18 protein-coding genes are annotated in these 15,608 nt (G+C 41.2%); all 18 read right to left on the bottom strand.

The window, feature by feature from the left end; translation table 11 throughout:
* Positions 1-43: 43 nt before the first annotated feature.
* The gene (gene hisC / locus NST57_RS11030) at positions 44-1,141 is read right to left on the bottom strand and encodes a histidinol-phosphate transaminase (RefSeq protein WP_341298559.1); all 1,098 of its coding nucleotides are present in this window, start codon (positions 1,139-1,141) and stop codon (positions 44-46) included.
* 11 nt (positions 1,142-1,152) lie between these two features.
* The gene (trpA, locus tag NST57_RS11035) at positions 1,153-1,956 is read right to left on the bottom strand and encodes a tryptophan synthase subunit alpha (protein ID WP_341298560.1); all 804 of its coding nucleotides are present in this window, start codon (positions 1,954-1,956) and stop codon (positions 1,153-1,155) included.
* The gene (gene trpB, locus NST57_RS11040) at positions 1,953-3,152 is read right to left on the bottom strand and encodes a tryptophan synthase subunit beta (RefSeq protein WP_142155373.1); all 1,200 of its coding nucleotides are present in this window, start codon (positions 3,150-3,152) and stop codon (positions 1,953-1,955) included. Before trpB ends, trpA begins: the two co-directional genes overlap by 4 nt.
* On the bottom strand, positions 3,133-3,798 hold the full coding sequence (locus NST57_RS11045; protein ID WP_142155374.1) for a phosphoribosylanthranilate isomerase: 666 nt from the start codon (positions 3,796-3,798) through the stop codon (positions 3,133-3,135). The genes trpB and NST57_RS11045 overlap by 20 nt, the downstream gene beginning before the upstream one ends.
* On the bottom strand, positions 3,795-4,547 hold the full coding sequence (gene trpC, locus NST57_RS11050; protein ID WP_142155375.1) for an indole-3-glycerol phosphate synthase TrpC: 753 nt from the start codon (positions 4,545-4,547) through the stop codon (positions 3,795-3,797). The genes NST57_RS11045 and trpC overlap by 4 nt, the downstream gene beginning before the upstream one ends.
* Positions 4,540-5,562: an anthranilate phosphoribosyltransferase gene (gene trpD, locus NST57_RS11055; protein WP_142155376.1), complete on the bottom strand. Its 1,023-nt coding sequence runs from the start codon at positions 5,560-5,562 to the stop codon at positions 4,540-4,542. The genes trpC and trpD overlap by 8 nt, the downstream gene beginning before the upstream one ends.
* On the bottom strand, positions 5,534-7,081 hold the full coding sequence (gene trpE / locus NST57_RS11060; protein WP_341298561.1) for an anthranilate synthase component I: 1,548 nt from the start codon (positions 7,079-7,081) through the stop codon (positions 5,534-5,536). Before trpE ends, trpD begins: the two co-directional genes overlap by 29 nt.
* A 232-nt stretch (positions 7,082-7,313) precedes the next feature.
* On the bottom strand, positions 7,314-7,697 hold the full coding sequence (gene aroH / locus NST57_RS11065) for a chorismate mutase (RefSeq protein WP_341298562.1): 384 nt from the start codon (positions 7,695-7,697) through the stop codon (positions 7,314-7,316).
* Positions 7,694-8,785, bottom strand: a complete 1,092-nt coding sequence (gene aroB, locus NST57_RS11070; protein WP_341298563.1) for a 3-dehydroquinate synthase — start codon at positions 8,783-8,785, stop codon at positions 7,694-7,696. The genes aroH and aroB overlap by 4 nt, the downstream gene beginning before the upstream one ends.
* Positions 8,785-9,957 (bottom strand): chorismate synthase, encoded by a 1,173-nt coding sequence (aroC, locus tag NST57_RS11075; protein ID WP_341298564.1) that lies wholly within the window; start codon positions 9,955-9,957, stop codon positions 8,785-8,787. The genes aroB and aroC overlap by 1 nt, the downstream gene beginning before the upstream one ends.
* Before the next feature lie 76 nt (positions 9,958-10,033).
* Positions 10,034-10,810 carry a CheR family methyltransferase gene (locus NST57_RS11080; RefSeq protein ID WP_008344547.1) on the bottom strand — a complete coding sequence of 259 codons (777 nt, stop codon included), beginning with the start codon at positions 10,808-10,810 and terminating at the stop codon, positions 10,034-10,036.
* Positions 10,811-10,954: 144 nt separating this feature from the next.
* On the bottom strand, positions 10,955-11,401 hold the full coding sequence (gene ndk, locus NST57_RS11085; protein ID WP_142155381.1) for a nucleoside-diphosphate kinase: 447 nt from the start codon (positions 11,399-11,401) through the stop codon (positions 10,955-10,957).
* Positions 11,402-11,530: 129 nt separating this feature from the next.
* Positions 11,531-12,493 carry a heptaprenyl diphosphate synthase component II gene (hepT, locus tag NST57_RS11090; RefSeq protein ID WP_272511669.1) on the bottom strand — a complete coding sequence of 321 codons (963 nt, stop codon included), beginning with the start codon at positions 12,491-12,493 and terminating at the stop codon, positions 11,531-11,533.
* Positions 12,494-12,517: 24 nt separating this feature from the next.
* The gene (locus NST57_RS11095; RefSeq protein ID WP_341298565.1) at positions 12,518-13,222 is read right to left on the bottom strand and encodes a demethylmenaquinone methyltransferase; all 705 of its coding nucleotides are present in this window, start codon (positions 13,220-13,222) and stop codon (positions 12,518-12,520) included.
* Between the two features lie 3 nt (positions 13,223-13,225).
* Entirely contained in the window at positions 13,226-13,993 is a 768-nt protein-coding gene (locus NST57_RS11100) for a heptaprenyl diphosphate synthase component 1 (protein WP_007500958.1), read from the bottom strand.
* A gap of 115 nt (positions 13,994-14,108) precedes the next feature.
* Positions 14,109-14,339: a trp RNA-binding attenuation protein MtrB gene (gene mtrB, locus NST57_RS11105; RefSeq protein ID WP_008344541.1), complete on the bottom strand. Its 231-nt coding sequence runs from the start codon at positions 14,337-14,339 to the stop codon at positions 14,109-14,111.
* Positions 14,340-14,362: 23 nt separating this feature from the next.
* Positions 14,363-14,932 carry a GTP cyclohydrolase I FolE gene (gene folE, locus NST57_RS11110; RefSeq protein ID WP_003215789.1) on the bottom strand — a complete coding sequence of 190 codons (570 nt, stop codon included), beginning with the start codon at positions 14,930-14,932 and terminating at the stop codon, positions 14,363-14,365.
* Between the two features lie 190 nt (positions 14,933-15,122).
* On the bottom strand, positions 15,123-15,401 hold the full coding sequence (gene hbs / locus NST57_RS11115; RefSeq protein ID WP_003215863.1) for a non-specific DNA-binding protein Hbs: 279 nt from the start codon (positions 15,399-15,401) through the stop codon (positions 15,123-15,125).
* Between the last annotated feature and the right edge of the window lie 207 nt (positions 15,402-15,608).

The following is a 15,608-nucleotide window of genomic DNA, read 5'->3' on the forward strand; positions in this document are numbered from 1 at the left end:
CGAAAGCCATATCCCATAAACAGGATATGACTTCATTGTTATGCTACGCACGAATGCCTTGTAATAAATCGGCAAGTGTAGTTAGGATTTCTTCATTTTGCTCCTTTGTTCCAACAGTAATACGCAAAGAAGTTGGGAATCCGAGAGCTTGACCAGATCGAACGATATAGCCCTTTTTCAAAAGTGCATTGAACAGTTCATCTGCATCTCTTTTAAAATCGATCAGCACAAAGTTTGTTTGAGACGGATAGATAAATAATCCAAAACGGTCTGCAAATTCTTGATATTGCTTGAGACCTGCTTCATTTTTTTCCCTGCACGATTGAATGAAGTCTTGATCTTTAATGGCTGCACGTGCAGCTGCCTGAGCGATACGACTTGTATTAAATGGCTCTCTCGCAGGTTCAATGGAGGTAATCAATTCCTCTGAAGCAACCCCATAACCTACTCGAAGTGCCGCAAGTCCATATGCTTTAGAGAATGTGCGCAATACAATGACATTTTGATAGGCTTTTAATAGAGATAAACTGTTCGGAAAGTCTTCTGCGCGAACATATTCAAAATATGCTTCATCTAGAACGACAAGCACATGAGCAGGCACTTGATCTAAGAACGATACGAGCTCAGATTCTGACAAATGATTTCCTGTCGGATTGTTCGGGTTACACACCCAAACGACTTTTGTGTTGTCATCAATCGCATCCAGCATTCCCTTTAGATCATGAGCTCCACCATTTAGAAGTGGTACTTCTCTAATCTCTGCATGCTCAATCACTGCATTGTGACGGTATTGCGGGAATGACGGAGATGGGATCACCGTATTTGTATGTTGATCAAGGAATGCCCTAGCAATAATTTGCACAAGTTCATCTGAGCCATTCCCGAATATTAATTGTTTTTCATTTACTTGAAGAAACTCAGCCAGTTCCGTTCTTAAACTTGCGCTGTATCCGTCTGGATAAATCGCTAAATGTTCAAGTTCAGCTTGTATGGCCTCTCTTGCATGTGTGGAACATCCAAAAGGGTTTTCATTTGAAGCCAATTTCACAATTTTGTCTAATTGATATTCTTTTTTGACCTCTTCAATTGGTTTACCAGGTTGATACGGTTTTAGCTGTTTTAATTGATCTTTGATTTGCAAAATGTTTCACCTCATTTGAATGAATAGAGGGGACTAAATGTTTTTGCATATGTTTCAAATTCTCTTAAAGCCTCTTGGCGTGTATCACTTACTACTAATTGTTCTTGAAGCTCTTCAATTTTTTTGACAAGCGCACTGCCTACAACGACACCATCACTAATTTTATTCATTGAGTCTACTTGTTCTCTTGTTGAAATGCCAAAACCTACTGCAACCGGTATTTGGCTCAGCTGTTTCACTTGTTGAATAAAATCTGTAATCGATGCGTCGAAAGATTGTCTGACACCTGTGACGCCGAGAGATGAAACACAATACACAAAACCTTCTGCCTGCTCTACAATTTTTTCTAATCGTTCCTTGCTTGTTGGTGCAACGAGTGATATATATGAAATGTCGTGTGCTTGACAGTTCTTCTGCAGCTCGCTGCTCTCTTCAAAAGGCAAGTCGGGTGTTAAGAGTCCCGAAATATGATTTTTGCGCAGTAAAGCGAAAAAGTATTCTGTGTCTAATTGTAACACAGGATTATAATACGTAAATAGAATTACAGGAATTTTTACGCCGTTTTTTTTCATCTTTCCTGCTAATTCTATCGCTTTTACGATATTCATACCATGATGAAGTGCTCTTTTAGAAGCTCTTTGAATGACAGGGCCGTCCGCTAACGGATCGGAATACGGCACACCTAGTTCAATTGCATGTGCCCCTGCTGCTTGAAGCGCGAGGGCTAAATCAATGGTGATCTCTTCTGATGGATCACCCGCTGTAATAAATGGAATAAATAATTTCTCATCTTGCTCTAATTGAAATGTGATCATTTTGTTTCACCCTCACTTTCAAGCACATTCATTAATGTATGCACGTCCTTATCTCCTCTGCCTGACAAGCAGACAAGGACAATGTCATCTTCTCTCATGTTTTGACTCATCTCAAACGCTTTTGCTAAAGCATGTGCAGATTCGATTGCTGGCAGGATTCCTTCTTTTTCTGTGAGCAGTTTTAACGCATCTAGTGCTTCTTGATCTGTCGCACTCACATATTGAACCCGGCCGCTCGCATGCAAGTACGCATGCTCTGGTCCGATCCCCGGATAGTCTAATCCAGCTGAAATCGAATAAGGCTCAATAATTTGACCAAATTCGTCTTGGATCAAGTATGTCAAAGATCCATGTATGACACCTTTTGTCCCTTTCGTGATGGTCGCTGCATGAAGCGGAGTATCGATTCCTTTCCCAGCAGCTTCTACACCAATGATATCGACTTCTTCATCTAAGAACGCCCGGTACATTCCAATCGCATTACTCCCGCCGCCAACACAGGCAACGACTTTATGAGGAAGCTGCCCTTCCTTTTCCAGTATCTGCGCTTTTGCCTCATCTCCGATCATCCGCTGAAATTCACTGACGATTTGAGGATACGGATGAGGTCCAACGACTGAGCCGATCATATAAAAATGGTCACTGCAATGCTGGACCCAATAACGGATGGCTTCATTGGTTGCATCCTTTAATGTTCCGTTCCCACTTGTGACAGGTATCACTTCAGCACCGAGCAGTTTCATTCGGAACACATTGAGAGATTGTCTTTCCACATCTTCTTTTCCCATAAATACAGTGCAGGATAAACCGAATTTTGCCGCCACTGTTGCAGCAGCTACCCCATGCTGACCTGCTCCTGTTTCGGCGATGATATTTGATTTACCCATTTTTTTTGCTAGCAGAGCCTGCCCCAGGGCATTGTTAATTTTATGAGCGCCTGTATGGTTTAAATCTTCTCTTTTTAAATAGATTTTAGCACCGCCGAGATATGCCGATAATTGATCAGCGTATGTGAGTGCAGTAGGTCTGCCTGAATAGTTTTTCAAAAGCGATATATATTCCTTTTGAAAAGCAGGGTCTTCTTTTAATTCACGAAAAGCTTGTTCGATCTCTTCTAGTGGCTGCATGAGCGTTTCAGGAACGAATTTCCCCCCGAATTCTCCATATCTGCCAATCTCATTTGGATATGCGTACATGGTTCAACATCCTTTCTTCGAGCGCTTTCATCTTTGTACTGCTTTTCTTCCCGTTTTCTTCTATACCGCTTGAAAGGTCTATGGCGTCTGGGCCAAAAGCAAGCAGATCTGTTATGGTACCTGGCGTAATCCCGCCAGCAATGGCGCAAGTTTTCCCCAGTTGTTTTGCATGCTGAACATATGAAGGCACCGCCTCCCATGCAAAAGCTGTTCCAGAACCGCCTCTCACTCCTTTTACTTTCGCATCAATGAGAAAACCATCGACACTTGGAGCGAATGCCGTCATATGTTCAAGTGTTTCGTTTACATCGGGCTCGTGATGGAACACTTTCCAAACGAGAGCCTTCGTTTGCTGTTTGATGTCATTTGCATCTTCTGGCGTCTCATCGCCATGAAGCTGCACAATATCTAAAGGAAGGTTGTTTGTGATCTCGCAAACTTTTGGTGTTTTTTCATTCACAAATACACCCACTATCTCTTTTTTGCATTTTACTTGTGACAGCCAGTGTTTCACTTGATCTGGATGAACTCGTCTTTTACTCGGGGCAAAGATAAAACCGATAGCATCCGCTTGAGATTGTGAGATGCATGCGACATCCTCTTGTGAGACAGCCCCGCAATATTTTAAATAAGGCATCCTATTCATTCTCCGAACAATGCCTGAACGGCTTTCTCCTGTGATTGTTCCCTCATTAAAGATTCACCAACAAGAACGGCGTTTGCTCCGTTCTGTTTCACAAAGGTCAGATCATCAAATGTCTTTATGCCACTTTCACTGACTAGTAATACGTCTTTTGGAACAAGTGGCGCGATCTCTTTTGTTTGTTCAACTGTTGTTGTAAACGTATTGAGATTCCGGTTGTTCACGCCGATGATCTCAGGAGTGAATAGGTGTAAGATCTTTTCTAGTGTATGTGCTGCATGTACTTCAACGAGGACATCCAGTCCTTTTTCTTTCGCTTCTGTATAGAGTTCATACAGCTTTTGCGGCTCAAGCACCTCTCCAATTAATAAAATGGCATCTGCCCCTATCCGTTTGGACTCTTCTACTTGTATAGAGTCAATTATAAAATCTTTTCTTAAAATAGGACGTGTGATGTGTTCTTTAATAAGAGACAAATATTCGTTTTTCCCTTGGAAAAACGGTTCATCCGTTAAGACAGATAAACAATCTGCATTTGATGCTTCGTATGCTTTCGCTGTCTGTAAAGGATCAAAATGAGGCTGAATGATTCCTTTGGAAGGAGACGCTTTTTTCACCTCAGCAATCAGTCCAATCGAGCGGTGAGGATTTATAAGGGCTTCTTTAAATGATCGTCTTTCATAATGTCCATCCTCAGGTAATTGCAAGGTTTGCACATGTTCTTTTTTACGATCGATAATTTGATTAAGCATAGATCTCTTCCTCTTTCGTTTTTTGTTTTAGACGCGCTAATTGTTCTTTAGCTGATCCGTTTTTGATCGTTTCTAATGCTTTCATTGTGCCCGCCATCAGACTCTCTGCTTTTCCTGCCACATATAATGCGGCTCCAGCATTAAGCGCTGTAATATGAAGCGGCGCTCCTCCTGCTTGATAATTCAATATATTCTGAATCAATTTGGCGCTTTCTTCTGGTGATTGGACCTGAATGTCTGATAAATGCCCTTTTTCAAGTCCAAAGTCTTCTGGGTTTAACGTATATTCCGTCATGACACCTTTTTTGAGTTCAATGATGTATGAATTTGCTGTAATGGTTAATTCATCCAGCCCATCATCTCCGCAAACAAACAGGACATGTTCTGGCTCTAAAGGAGCAAGAGCTTTCGCCATGAGCCTTGCCTTTTCTTTTGCATATACACCGATGATTTGCTTTTTGGCCTGCATCGGGTGGCAAAGCGGTCCTAATAAGTTAAATACCGTCCGAAATCCAAGCTGCTTGCGTACGGCGGCTACTTGTTTCATCGAAGAATGATAGAGCGGTGCAAATAAAAAGCCCATGTTTTTCTGCTGTATTTGCCGTCTTGTTTCTTCAGGTGTGGATTGAATTTGAATACCAAGACATTCTAGCACGTCAGCACTCCCGCTTTTAGAGGAGACGGAACGATTTCCGTGCTTGGCGATTTTCGCCCCAGCAGCTGAAGCAACGATGGCGGCGGCTGTTGATATATTAAATGTTGATAAACCATCGCCTCCTGTACCGCACGTATCAACGACATCGAGTGATCTTTCTACCGGTGCTGCATGCTGTCTCATGGCTTTCACGAAGCCTGTCATTTCTTCGGCGGTTTCTCCTCGATGCGCTAAAATAGATAGACTAGCAGCGACTTCAGCATCTGTTAACGAGCCGCTCATCATATCATGCATCAGGCCATACGCTTCTTTTTCTGATAGTTTTCCTCCATTAACAAGAGCTGATAGTCGTTGATTCATTTGGCACACTCTCCTTTTCTGAGAAAATATGTTCAGCAAGCTGAATGGCTTTTAGAAGTGCTCCTGCCTTATTGCACGTCTCTTCCCATTCGTTTTCGGGAACGGAATCAGCGACAATGCCGGCACCTGCTTGTATAGAAGCAGTCTGATGTTTAACGCTCATTGTGCGAATGGTAATACAGGAGTCGATATTGCCGTCGAAACCAATATAGGCAATACAGCCGCCATACGTCTCTCTTGGCTCAGGCTCCATTTCGTTTAATAATTGCATCGCCCTAATTTTTGGGGCGCCTGTCAATGTGCCTGCTGGAAAAGCGGACATAAGCGCGTCTACTGGATGTGTATCTTGCTTCAGCTTTCCTGTCACAATAGAAATAATGTGCATGACGTGCGAAAAGTTCACAACTTTTGTAAAAGTTGGGACAGACACACTGCCGTATTCTGCCACACGTCCCACATCATTTCGAGCCAGATCCACCAGCATGTAATGCTCTGCTTTTTCTTTTTCATCATCGAGCAGCTCTCTTGCTAGTGCATCATCTTCTTCTTTTGTCATTCCTCGTTTTCTTGTACCAGCAATTGGATGGATTTCTAAGTGACCGTTTTTCGCATGGATTAATCGTTCTGGCGAGCTTCCGACTAAGTCTCGATCTTTTAATTTCATAAAATACATATACGGTGATGGATTGACAATCCGAAGCACACGATACAATTCAAATGAGCTCACGGTCACTGGAATGTCAAAACGCTGAGAAAGTACACCCTGGAAGATATCACCCGCTCGAATATACTCCTTGATTTTTTCGACATCCTTTAAAAATTTTGCTTTTTCATAGGTAGACGTCACCTGTTCAAACGAAGGGGGTTCATTCATATTCCCTGAGATAATCAGTTCTTTCATATCAATTTTTGTATGAAGCTGCTGTACCATCAGTTCAAGCTGCTTTTGATTTTCTCGATAAACCAGAATTTTTTCTTCCTCTGTTTCATGACCGTTCAGCTGCGTGTACTGAATAAAATGAACTTGGTTTGTTTCATGATCAAATGCGATCATTGTTTGGCAAACAAATAATGTGCAATTATCTGTTGTTGATGCATTCGGATGCGGCTTGACAGACGGCTCAATGTTAGGAATGAGGTCGTAACTTAAGTACCCTACGGCTCCGCCAGTAAATGGGATATCAATTTCAGGTGTCTTGATTTGATATTGCTCTTTCATCCAGTCAAGCAACTCTTTCAGCTCCGCTTTTTGCATCACTGACTTTCCCGCAGCGTCACGAGCAATATAATGGTCTTGCTCGTCATGTAATGTTAAAAAAGGATGTAATCCGATAAAGGAATATCTCGACCAGCTAGAAGATTCGTCTTTGCTTTCTAGCAAATACACAATATCCTGTTTCAGTTTCTCGACAATTTGAATGGGTGAGAGCGTATCAACTGTAATGGTTTCAACAATCGGGATGGTTTTGTAAAACTGACTGTCTCTTAAAAATTGGGTAAGGTTTGATTGGTATTTCATAAGCACACTCCTTAAATGGAATTAAGGAGAATGAGGGGACATCTTGAGGATTTGTTTGAGTATACGAAATAAGCCTAAAAGAGGCTTCGCTCTTTTAGGCAGTATGATTAAATAGAAGTATCGTATCTCTGCTCAACTCTACTCATCTCAACTACCCTAGTCTCATTCTCATCTTCTCTAAGCTTGCAATGCCGTTCACACCTGTGTGTAAACTTCGGCTCTTCATATCGTATTATAATTCCTTGTTTTTTGTCAACTGTAAATCAGGCCGAAGCGTGACAGCCTCTTCCAAGTATACGTGCTGTATGTCTTCCTGCTTGGCATCTGTCTGAACGGTCATTAAAACGCGAATACACTTCTTTAGACCTCCATCAATGTCAAGCTCTTGCATACAAGTGACAGGCACATAGGTCCATCCTTCAAACTGCCTGAGTGCTTTTGCTGGAAAAACGGAGTGAATATCTTGTGTAGCTGAAATCAAGATCTGCACGACACGCTCTGGATCTACTTGGTTTTTTGAAATGATCGCTTCTAGCAGCTGCTTCGTTTTGGTTAACACTTCTGTTTCAGTATCTTCTGTCACAGTTGTAGCCCCGCGTATCCCGCGAAACATCATAGACAGCCCTCCTCCCGTTTCCATTCTTCGAGCCAGTGATACAGCTCATCTTTTGTGAAAGATTGCAGGGTGACGTCTCCAACTTGTTTTAGCAAAACAAATTGAACACTCCCACCTCTTGCCTTCTTATCACCAATCATGCGATCGACAAATGTTTTGGTTGAAATCGTTTGTGTGACTTGTACTGGGAACCCTAGTTCTTTCATCCACACTTTAAGTTTCTCACGATCTAGGCTGAGTCCTTGCTCTTTTTCACTGACATATAAAGCAAACTGCATGCCAATTGCAATGGCATCTCCATGCGTAATCGCACCGTATCCATACTCCGCTTCAATGGCATGACCTAGTGTATGACCTAAATTCAAGTATGCCCGCACACCTTGTTCTTTTTCATCTTCTTGAACAATGGATGCTTTCACTTGAATCCCTTGATAAAGCATATGTGCCAGTTCATCCTTTGATAATTCTGTCAACGAACGAATGGACATCAGTTCTGATAAAAAGACTTCATTTGAAATCAGTGCATGTTTTATCACCTCAGCAAAGCCTGATCTTAGTTCTATTGGTGAGAGTGTCTCTAGCATACTTGTATCATAGATGACAGCTGCCGGTTGATGAAACGCACCAATTAAATTTTTGCCGAGCGGATGATTGATTCCGGTTTTTCCGCCGACTGCACTATCATGTGCAAGCAGCGTGGTCGGTACTTGAATAAAATCAATGCCTCTCATATAAGTGGCAGCAGCAAAGCCAGCCAAGTCTCCAATCACCCCGCCTCCTAATGCAATGATGCATGAGGAGCGGTCGAGTTGAAATTGGATGGCTTTCGTATGAATCTGCTCAAACTGCGCAAACGATTTTGATTGTTCTCCGTTTGGTACCACCACTTTTTGTACAGACCATTTCTGTTTAAGTAATTGAACCATTTCATCTCCATAAAGGGCATCGACGGCAGAATCTGTCACGATGAAAAGCTTCGTGTAGGATCGTCCAGTGGAAGTAATCAAGTCTACGATATTGTGTCTAATCCCATCACCGATATATACAGGATAAGTGGCTGAAGACGTCTTCACTTCCAGTGTTTTCATTAAAACTCCCTCTGAAGCTGGCGCATTTTGTCCACATTTTCTTTAATGCGGTCAATTTGATCAAGACCAAACTGCTCAACCACTGCATTGGCGATTTCCCATGCAACGACTGCTTCTGCCACAACACTTGCGGCTGGAACAGCACAGCTGTCAGAACGCTCAATACTTGCAGAGAAAGGTTCTTTTGTTTCAATATCCACGCTTTGCAATGGTTTGTATAAGGTTGGGATTGGTTTCATAACCCCTCTTACGACGATCGGCATGCCAGTTGACATTCCGCCTTCAAGACCACCTAAGCGGTTCGTTTTTCTCGTATAGCCTTTTTCTTCATCCCAAATGATTTCATCATGAACTTCACTGCCATTTTTAGAAGCCGCCTCAAAGCCAATACCGAATTCAACTCCTTTAAAAGCGTTGATACTAAGTACTGCACCTGCAAGCTTGCTATCCAGTTTGCGGTCATAATGCACATAGCTGCCGACTCCAACCGGCATCCCTTCAACGATGACTTCGACAATACCGCCAATTGAATCGCCGTTTTTCTTCGCTTCGTCAATGGCATCCATCATTTTTTGACCAGCTTCACTGTCATAGCAGCGAACAGGTGATTCTTCTGTTATTTTTTGCAAATCTTCAATAGATTCATAAGCGGTATGGGAAGCTTTTACTCCACCAATTTCAAGGACGTGACCAGCCACTTTGATTCCAAGGTGAGCCAAAATTTGTTTCGCTACTGCACCTGCTGCTACACGAACCGTTGTCTCGCGTGCTGATGAGCGCTCTAATACGTTTCTCATATCACGGTGACCATATTTAATTGCACCATTTAAATCCGCATGCCCTGGTCTTGGACGAGAGATTTGACGCTTCATTTCACTCTCTTCTTCTTCGGTAATCGGCTCTGCACCCATGACCTTTGTCCAGTGCTTCCAATCATTATTTTCAACAACAAGTGCAATAGGAGAACCTAATGTTTTCCCGTGGCGAACACCACTTAACACTTTCGCTTGGTCTTTTTCAATCTGCATTCTTCTTCCGCGGCCATGACCTTTTTGTCTTCTAGCCAGTTCATAATTGATGTCATCCTGCTCTATGTAAAGTCCCGCTGGAACTCCTTCAATAATTGTGGTCAGTTGTGGACCATGTGATTCACCTGCTGTTAAGTACCTCATGACTTATTCTCCCTTCATCGCATTAACGCTTTTAAGTAAAACTATGATAACACACTTCCTACTAAAAAGTCAGCTATTACCCCTTCTTTTGATAAAAGAAAGTATCAGCAGAGGTTAATCCAAACTTTTCTGGGTGAAAAATTTGTTCTGTAGAACCAACAAATAATACGCCATTTTGCTTTAAACTGCTGCTCATTTTTAAGTAAATTTCTTCTTTCGCCTCTTCTGTAAAGTAGATGAGGACATTTCGGCACACGATGAGATCCAGCTGTTTTTCATATGGATCTGCTAAAAGGTTGTGTTTCTTAAATTGAATGTGCTTTCGAATCTCATCCTTCACCGTGTAAAATGAAGAATCTTCTTTGGTGAAATATTTTTGCTTGATTTGATCTGGCACCTCTTGCAAAGATCGTTCATGATATCTTCCTTTTTGCGCGGATTGCAAGACTTTATCATCAATATCCGTTGCAATAATTTGGAAGTCTTTCACAAGCGGATGGCTTGATAGCAGCATTGAGAGTGTATACGGCTCTTCTCCAGTAGAGCAAGCTGCACTCCATATTTTTAGGGTGCCACTGTTTTTTGAAAGAAGCGGCAGGATTTTTTGATCAAGTACTTCCCAGCGCTGATAGTTTCGGTAAAATTCTGACACATTGATCGTCATTCGATCCATCGTTTCATCTAATAGCGCTTTGTCCTTTTCAAGAGCAGACGCAAATGCCTCAAAATCTTTATATCCTTTTTTATCATAAAGGGATGTTAATCTTCGTTTCATTTGTGCTTCTTTATATAAGTTCAGATCTACCCCAGTTAGTTTTTTCCATTTCCCAACAAATACTTGATACTGATCCATCAATGTCCTCTCCTGTCTCATCTATCTTTGTCCTAGTATAGCTGTTTTTATCATAAATTTGTATCATCTCATGCGAAAATTCGTATAGAAATCTCAATATAAAAAAGCCAAAGTGATCATTTGATGAACACTTTGGCTTGAACATTAATAAATCCAGCTTGAGATCGTTTGATCCCAGTTTGTCAGTTCTTCTTGTTTAAAGAAAAGGTTGATTTCTCTTTCGGCACTTTCTGGTGAGTCTGAGCCATGGATAATATTTTTGCCAACAGTTAATCCATAGTCGCCTCTGATCGTTCCTGGGAGCGCTTCCTTCGGATTTGTCTTTCCGATCATCTGCCTTGTTACGTCTACGACTTGTTCACCTTGCCATACCATCGCAAATACAGGTCCTGACGTAATAAAGTCAACCAATTCACCGAAAAATGGTTTTTCTTTATGCTCTCCGTAATGTGTTTCTGCTACTTCTTTTGGAATGCTCATGAGCTTTGCTCCAACAAGCTGAAGCCCCTTTTTTTCGAATCTTGACAAAATTTCACCGATTAATTGTCTTTCCACACCATCAGGTTTGACCATAAGAAATGTTTTGTCCATATACGTTTTCCACCCCGTCGTTATGTATGTATAGGCTTACATTGTTACAAAGTGATCGTATCATTTTTTTTTATAATAATCAATTTTTGACAAAAAATTTCACAAAAAAACCAACCAACGAAACGTTGATCAGAATTTTCGTTTACCAATATATTTTGCAATCGACGCTAATGAAGATTTAGCCCGCCCGCGCGGAAGTTGATCGAGCTGTTCAAATGCTTTTTTCAAATACATTTCACTCACTCGAATGGAACGGTCGATCGCATCTGTTTGTTTGAGATGTTCAATCACAGGCTTCAGCTGCTTTTCTGTCGTTCCACTATTGATCAGCTTCAACTGACTTTCTAATGTCGGGTTCTGAAGTGCATATAAAACAGGAAGAGTGACATTTCCTTGTAAAAGGTCCCCACCAACAGGCTTGCCTAATTCTTCTTCAGTTGATGTAAAATCAAGGACATCATCAATGATTTGGTACGACATACCAACATAGTACCCAAACCAGTAAAGGGCTTTATGTGTTTTTTCATCTGTTCCAGCTGCAATCGCACCTAATTGGCAGCTGCCTGCAATAAGCAAGGCTGTTTTTCGTTTAATTCTTCTTAAATATGTACGAAGATTTTGGTCCATGTTGTATTTATCTTTGACTTGTTCTATTTCCCCAAGACAGAGCTCGACGACCATTTTTGACAAAATTTCATGTGCCATTGGGTGATTGATTTTCGTCATGTACTCGAGTGACCTTGCAAATAAGTAATCCCCCGTGTACATCGCAATTCTGTTGTCCCATTTTGCTTTAATCGTCGGTTTTCCTCTTCTCAGTTCTGCATCATCAATGACATCGTCATGGACAAGTGATGCCATATGAATTAATTCAAGCGCTACGGCTACATATTTAATTTTATTAATATCATAGTCACCAAACATGCCTGAAAGGAGAACAAAAACGGGGCGGATTCGTTTTCCGCCCGCTTGCAGCAAATGAAGACCGGCTTCACTTAATAATGCATAATCAGAGCGAACTGTTTGTTCAAGCTCTTTTTCAATTATATCGATATCATGATTTAGAAAAGAAATCATTGCTTTTAGTTTCATTATTTTCACCCAAATATCGTTTATTCAAATCTTCTTTCCGATATGTGTTGCTGCTACACCGCCTGTAAATGGATGATACGAGACATCAGATAGACCGGCCTCTTCAAAAAGAGACGCCAGTTCTTTCATGCCAGGGAACGTTTTGGCTGATTCTTGAAGCCATGAATACTCCTGATAGCTTTTGGCAAACAGCTTGCCAAAGAGCGGCATGATGTATTTGAAATAGACATAATACCCTTGTTTAAACCCAATCATCTCAGGCTGTGATGTTTCAAGGCAGACAACCATTCCACCGGGTTTTACCACTCGTGTCATTTCCTTTAGCACTGTTAAGTAATCAGGGACATTTCGAAGGCCAAAACCGATTGTGACATAATCAAATGAGTTGTCCTCAAAAGGAAGCTCCATTGCGTTGCCGTGGAGCAGCTCAATTTGATTGTAGCCGCCTGTTTTCACCTTCGTTTCGCCAACACTCAGCATATTTTTACTGAAGTCAAGACCTTTGACCTCGCCAGTTTCTCCAACAGCGTCTGCAAGCGCAATTGTCCAATCGGCAGTTCCGCAGCATACATCTAGTGCTTTGGCTCCTTTTTGAACATTCATGAGCTTCATTGTTTTATCGCGCCATTTTTTATGCTGTTTAAAGCTAATGACAGAGTTCATTTGGTCATAGTTTTTATAAATTTTTTCAAATACACCGTGTACTCGCTGTTCTTTTGATTGCTGCATGACTTACCCTTCTTCCACTTTCTGATGGTACGCAGGTTCATTTTTCATATGATCCAAGCGATTTAATAGCTCTTTTTGAACGATCGGAGATGAAACTAGATGCTCCTTGATTGATCGTTTGGCCTTTTCATAGCCTTCATTCTCAAAGTTGTCAAAACATGTATAGGCGTCCGTATAGCTATCGTTCAAAAAAAGTTTTAAATGTTTGTCGTCTTCTGCTTGTTTCATAAAACGTTTATAAACAAGGAAGCGACTTGCAATTTCATTCCAATGCGTCAATTGAAAGTGCTCAGAAATTCTTTGGAATAGCGCAGATTCCACTGTAGCAACACTTTTATAAAAGTGGGCTGCATCTTGAATGGATCGATCATATAGTCTAATTTTATGTTCATTAATCTCTTTGATCGCCGTGGCGAGAGTGCGGATCATGTAAATATCTTTCATGTCAGAGAGAAGAGAGTAATAGAGACCGCTGAAATAGTCTCCTGCTAGGATGGTCAACTGACGATTTTTGAACTCGTCTTGTTTGATGGCTGCAGCAGTTGTGACTTCGTCATGGGTATCAAGGGCAATTTGCACAAGCATCGCCGTTAAAATATAATTTTCTTTTTTCTCAGCATCGATTTGAGCTTCATCAAACATTGCATGAAAAAGAAGGAGCTTATCTTCATCGATGAGCGGCGCACGCAAATGCTTCGCCAAATAAGGATGAGAAAGCTTTTTGTTTAATTTTATATTCAGATTAGATAAAATTCCGTAGATGTCTTGCAAAGATATCACCCTTGTCCCAAAAATTACAGTTTCATATGTAGCTCTCTACATTGTATAGAGATTTATTATATCATATCAGGTCTGACTTTCATGCTATCAAGTGCATAGTCGAGCGTTATTTCTTTGCTTCGCTTTGAATTTCACCGAAGCTTGTTTGAATGACAGCATCGCCCCGCACTTTGATGGCTGATGTGTGCTCAGTAAATTGTGCGATAATGACTTCACCTTTATCGAGCTTTTCGGAATGGTGAAATCTTGTATCGGAGCCTCTAGTTAAGCCGATCACATTGACACCATTATCAATGGCTTTAATCACCACAAAATCAGATGCTTTATTTTCACTCAATCTGTTCACCTTCCATCTAATGATTAGTCGTTTTTAATAAAGGAAAGCACTTCTGCTCGTGCTGCCGCATCATTTGCAAATGTACCGCGTACGGCTGAAGTGACTGTTTTAGCGCCGGGCTTCTTCACTCCGCGCATCGTCATACACATATGCTCTGCTTCAACGACAATCATCACACCATGTGGATTTAAGGTTTCTACCATACTGTCTGCAATCGTTGATGTAATGCGTTCCTGAAGCTGCGGGCGCTTTGCCACGGCCTCTACTGCTCTTGCCAGCTTGCTGAGTCCCGTTACTTTTCCGCCGCGCGGAATATAAGCGACATGGGCTTTGCCATAGAATGGCACAAGGTGGTGTTCACACATTGAATGAAAAGCAATATCTTTGACAAGAACGAGTTCTTCATGATCTTCACCAAAAATGGTTTTAAAATGTTCTTTTGGATCTTCATTTAATCCCGAGAACACTTCTTCATACATTTTTGCTACTCGTTTTGGGGTATCAAGAAGTCCTTCACGATCTGGATCTTCTCCAATCGCTTTTAATATATCGCGTACAGCGTGTTCAATTAATTCTTTATTTATTTCACTCATGTATTATATCCTCCAAAGGCGATTACATTTCATTCAGATTCTAGCACACTTCAGATCCTAAAAGCAAAGGAGAGCGTTCTAAACAAACCATTTGATTCAAAAGGAAAAGCCCCTTATCAAAGGGGCTTTTCTAGACCAGTGTGAAACTGTATATGTATAACTCCTTCAATAGGATCATTACACATAACGATTATTTACCTGCCACCGCGTCTTTAAGTGCTTTACCTGGTTTGAAAGCAGGTACTTTGCTTGCAGGGATTTCGATCTCTGCACCAGTTTGTGGGTTACGTCCTTTACGAGCTGAACGCTCACGTACTTCAAAGTTACCAAAACCAATAAGTTGGATTTTGTCACCATTTTTAAGTGCATCTAAAATTGTATCAAAAACAGAATCAACTGCTTTTGTCGCGTCTTTTTTAGATAACTCGCTTGCTTCAGCAACCGCGTTAATAAGTTCTGTCTTGTTCATGCCTTTCACCTCCTCCCAAAAATATGCATTCAATAGATTGTTATCATTTCTTCACAATTCATCTTCTTTCTATACACTTTTTTTGAAAAAAAGAGCGTCTAGAAAGCGTCATACATGGCTTTTCATTAGAAAACTTCTCTTTGAAGGAATGTTTGTCCAACAAAGTGAAGATTTTCTGTAAGTAGATTAACACATATGAAATACCAT

Source organism: Bacillus sp. FSL M8-0077, from assembly GCF_038050255.1.
Classification (GTDB): Bacteria; Bacillota; Bacilli; order Bacillales; family Bacillaceae; genus Bacillus; species Bacillus altitudinis.

Bases quoted from the DNA above. Each gene is read 5' to 3' on its own strand.
- trpA (WP_341298560.1), bottom strand. From the start codon at position 1,956: ATGATCACATTTCAATTAGAGCAAGATGAGAAATTATTTATTCCATTT.
- trpB (WP_142155373.1), bottom strand. From the start codon at position 3,152: ATGTACGCATATCCAAATGAGATTGGCAGATATGGAGAATTCGGGGGG.
- NST57_RS11045 (WP_142155374.1), bottom strand. From the start codon at position 3,798: ATGAATAGGATGCCTTATTTAAAATATTGCGGGGCTGTCTCACAAGAG.
- trpC (WP_142155375.1), bottom strand. From the start codon at position 4,547: ATGCTTAATCAAATTATCGATCGTAAAAAAGAACATGTGCAAACCTTG.
- trpD (WP_142155376.1), bottom strand. From the start codon at position 5,562: ATGAATCAACGACTATCAGCTCTTGTTAATGGAGGAAAACTATCAGAA.
- trpE (WP_341298561.1), bottom strand. From the start codon at position 7,081: ATGAAATACCAATCAAACCTTACCCAATTTTTAAGAGACAGTCAGTTT.
- aroH (WP_341298562.1), bottom strand. From the start codon at position 7,697: ATGATGTTTCGCGGGATACGCGGGGCTACAACTGTGACAGAAGATACT.
- aroB (WP_341298563.1), bottom strand. From the start codon at position 8,785: ATGAAAACACTGGAAGTGAAGACGTCTTCAGCCACTTATCCTGTATAT.
- aroC (WP_341298564.1), bottom strand. From the start codon at position 9,957: ATGAGGTACTTAACAGCAGGTGAATCACATGGTCCACAACTGACCACA.
- NST57_RS11080 (WP_008344547.1), bottom strand. From the start codon at position 10,810: ATGGATCAGTATCAAGTATTTGTTGGGAAATGGAAAAAACTAACTGGG.
- ndk (WP_142155381.1), bottom strand. From the start codon at position 11,401: ATGGACAAAACATTTCTTATGGTCAAACCTGATGGTGTGGAAAGACAA.
- hepT (WP_272511669.1), bottom strand. From the start codon at position 12,493: ATGAAACTAAAAGCAATGATTTCTTTTCTAAATCATGATATCGATATA.
- NST57_RS11095 (WP_341298565.1), bottom strand. From the start codon at position 13,222: ATGCAGCAATCAAAAGAACAGCGAGTACACGGTGTATTTGAAAAAATT.
- folE (WP_003215789.1), bottom strand. From the start codon at position 14,932: ATGAGTGAAATAAATAAAGAATTAATTGAACACGCTGTACGCGATATA.
- hbs (WP_003215863.1), bottom strand. From the start codon at position 15,401: ATGAACAAGACAGAACTTATTAACGCGGTTGCTGAAGCAAGCGAGTTA.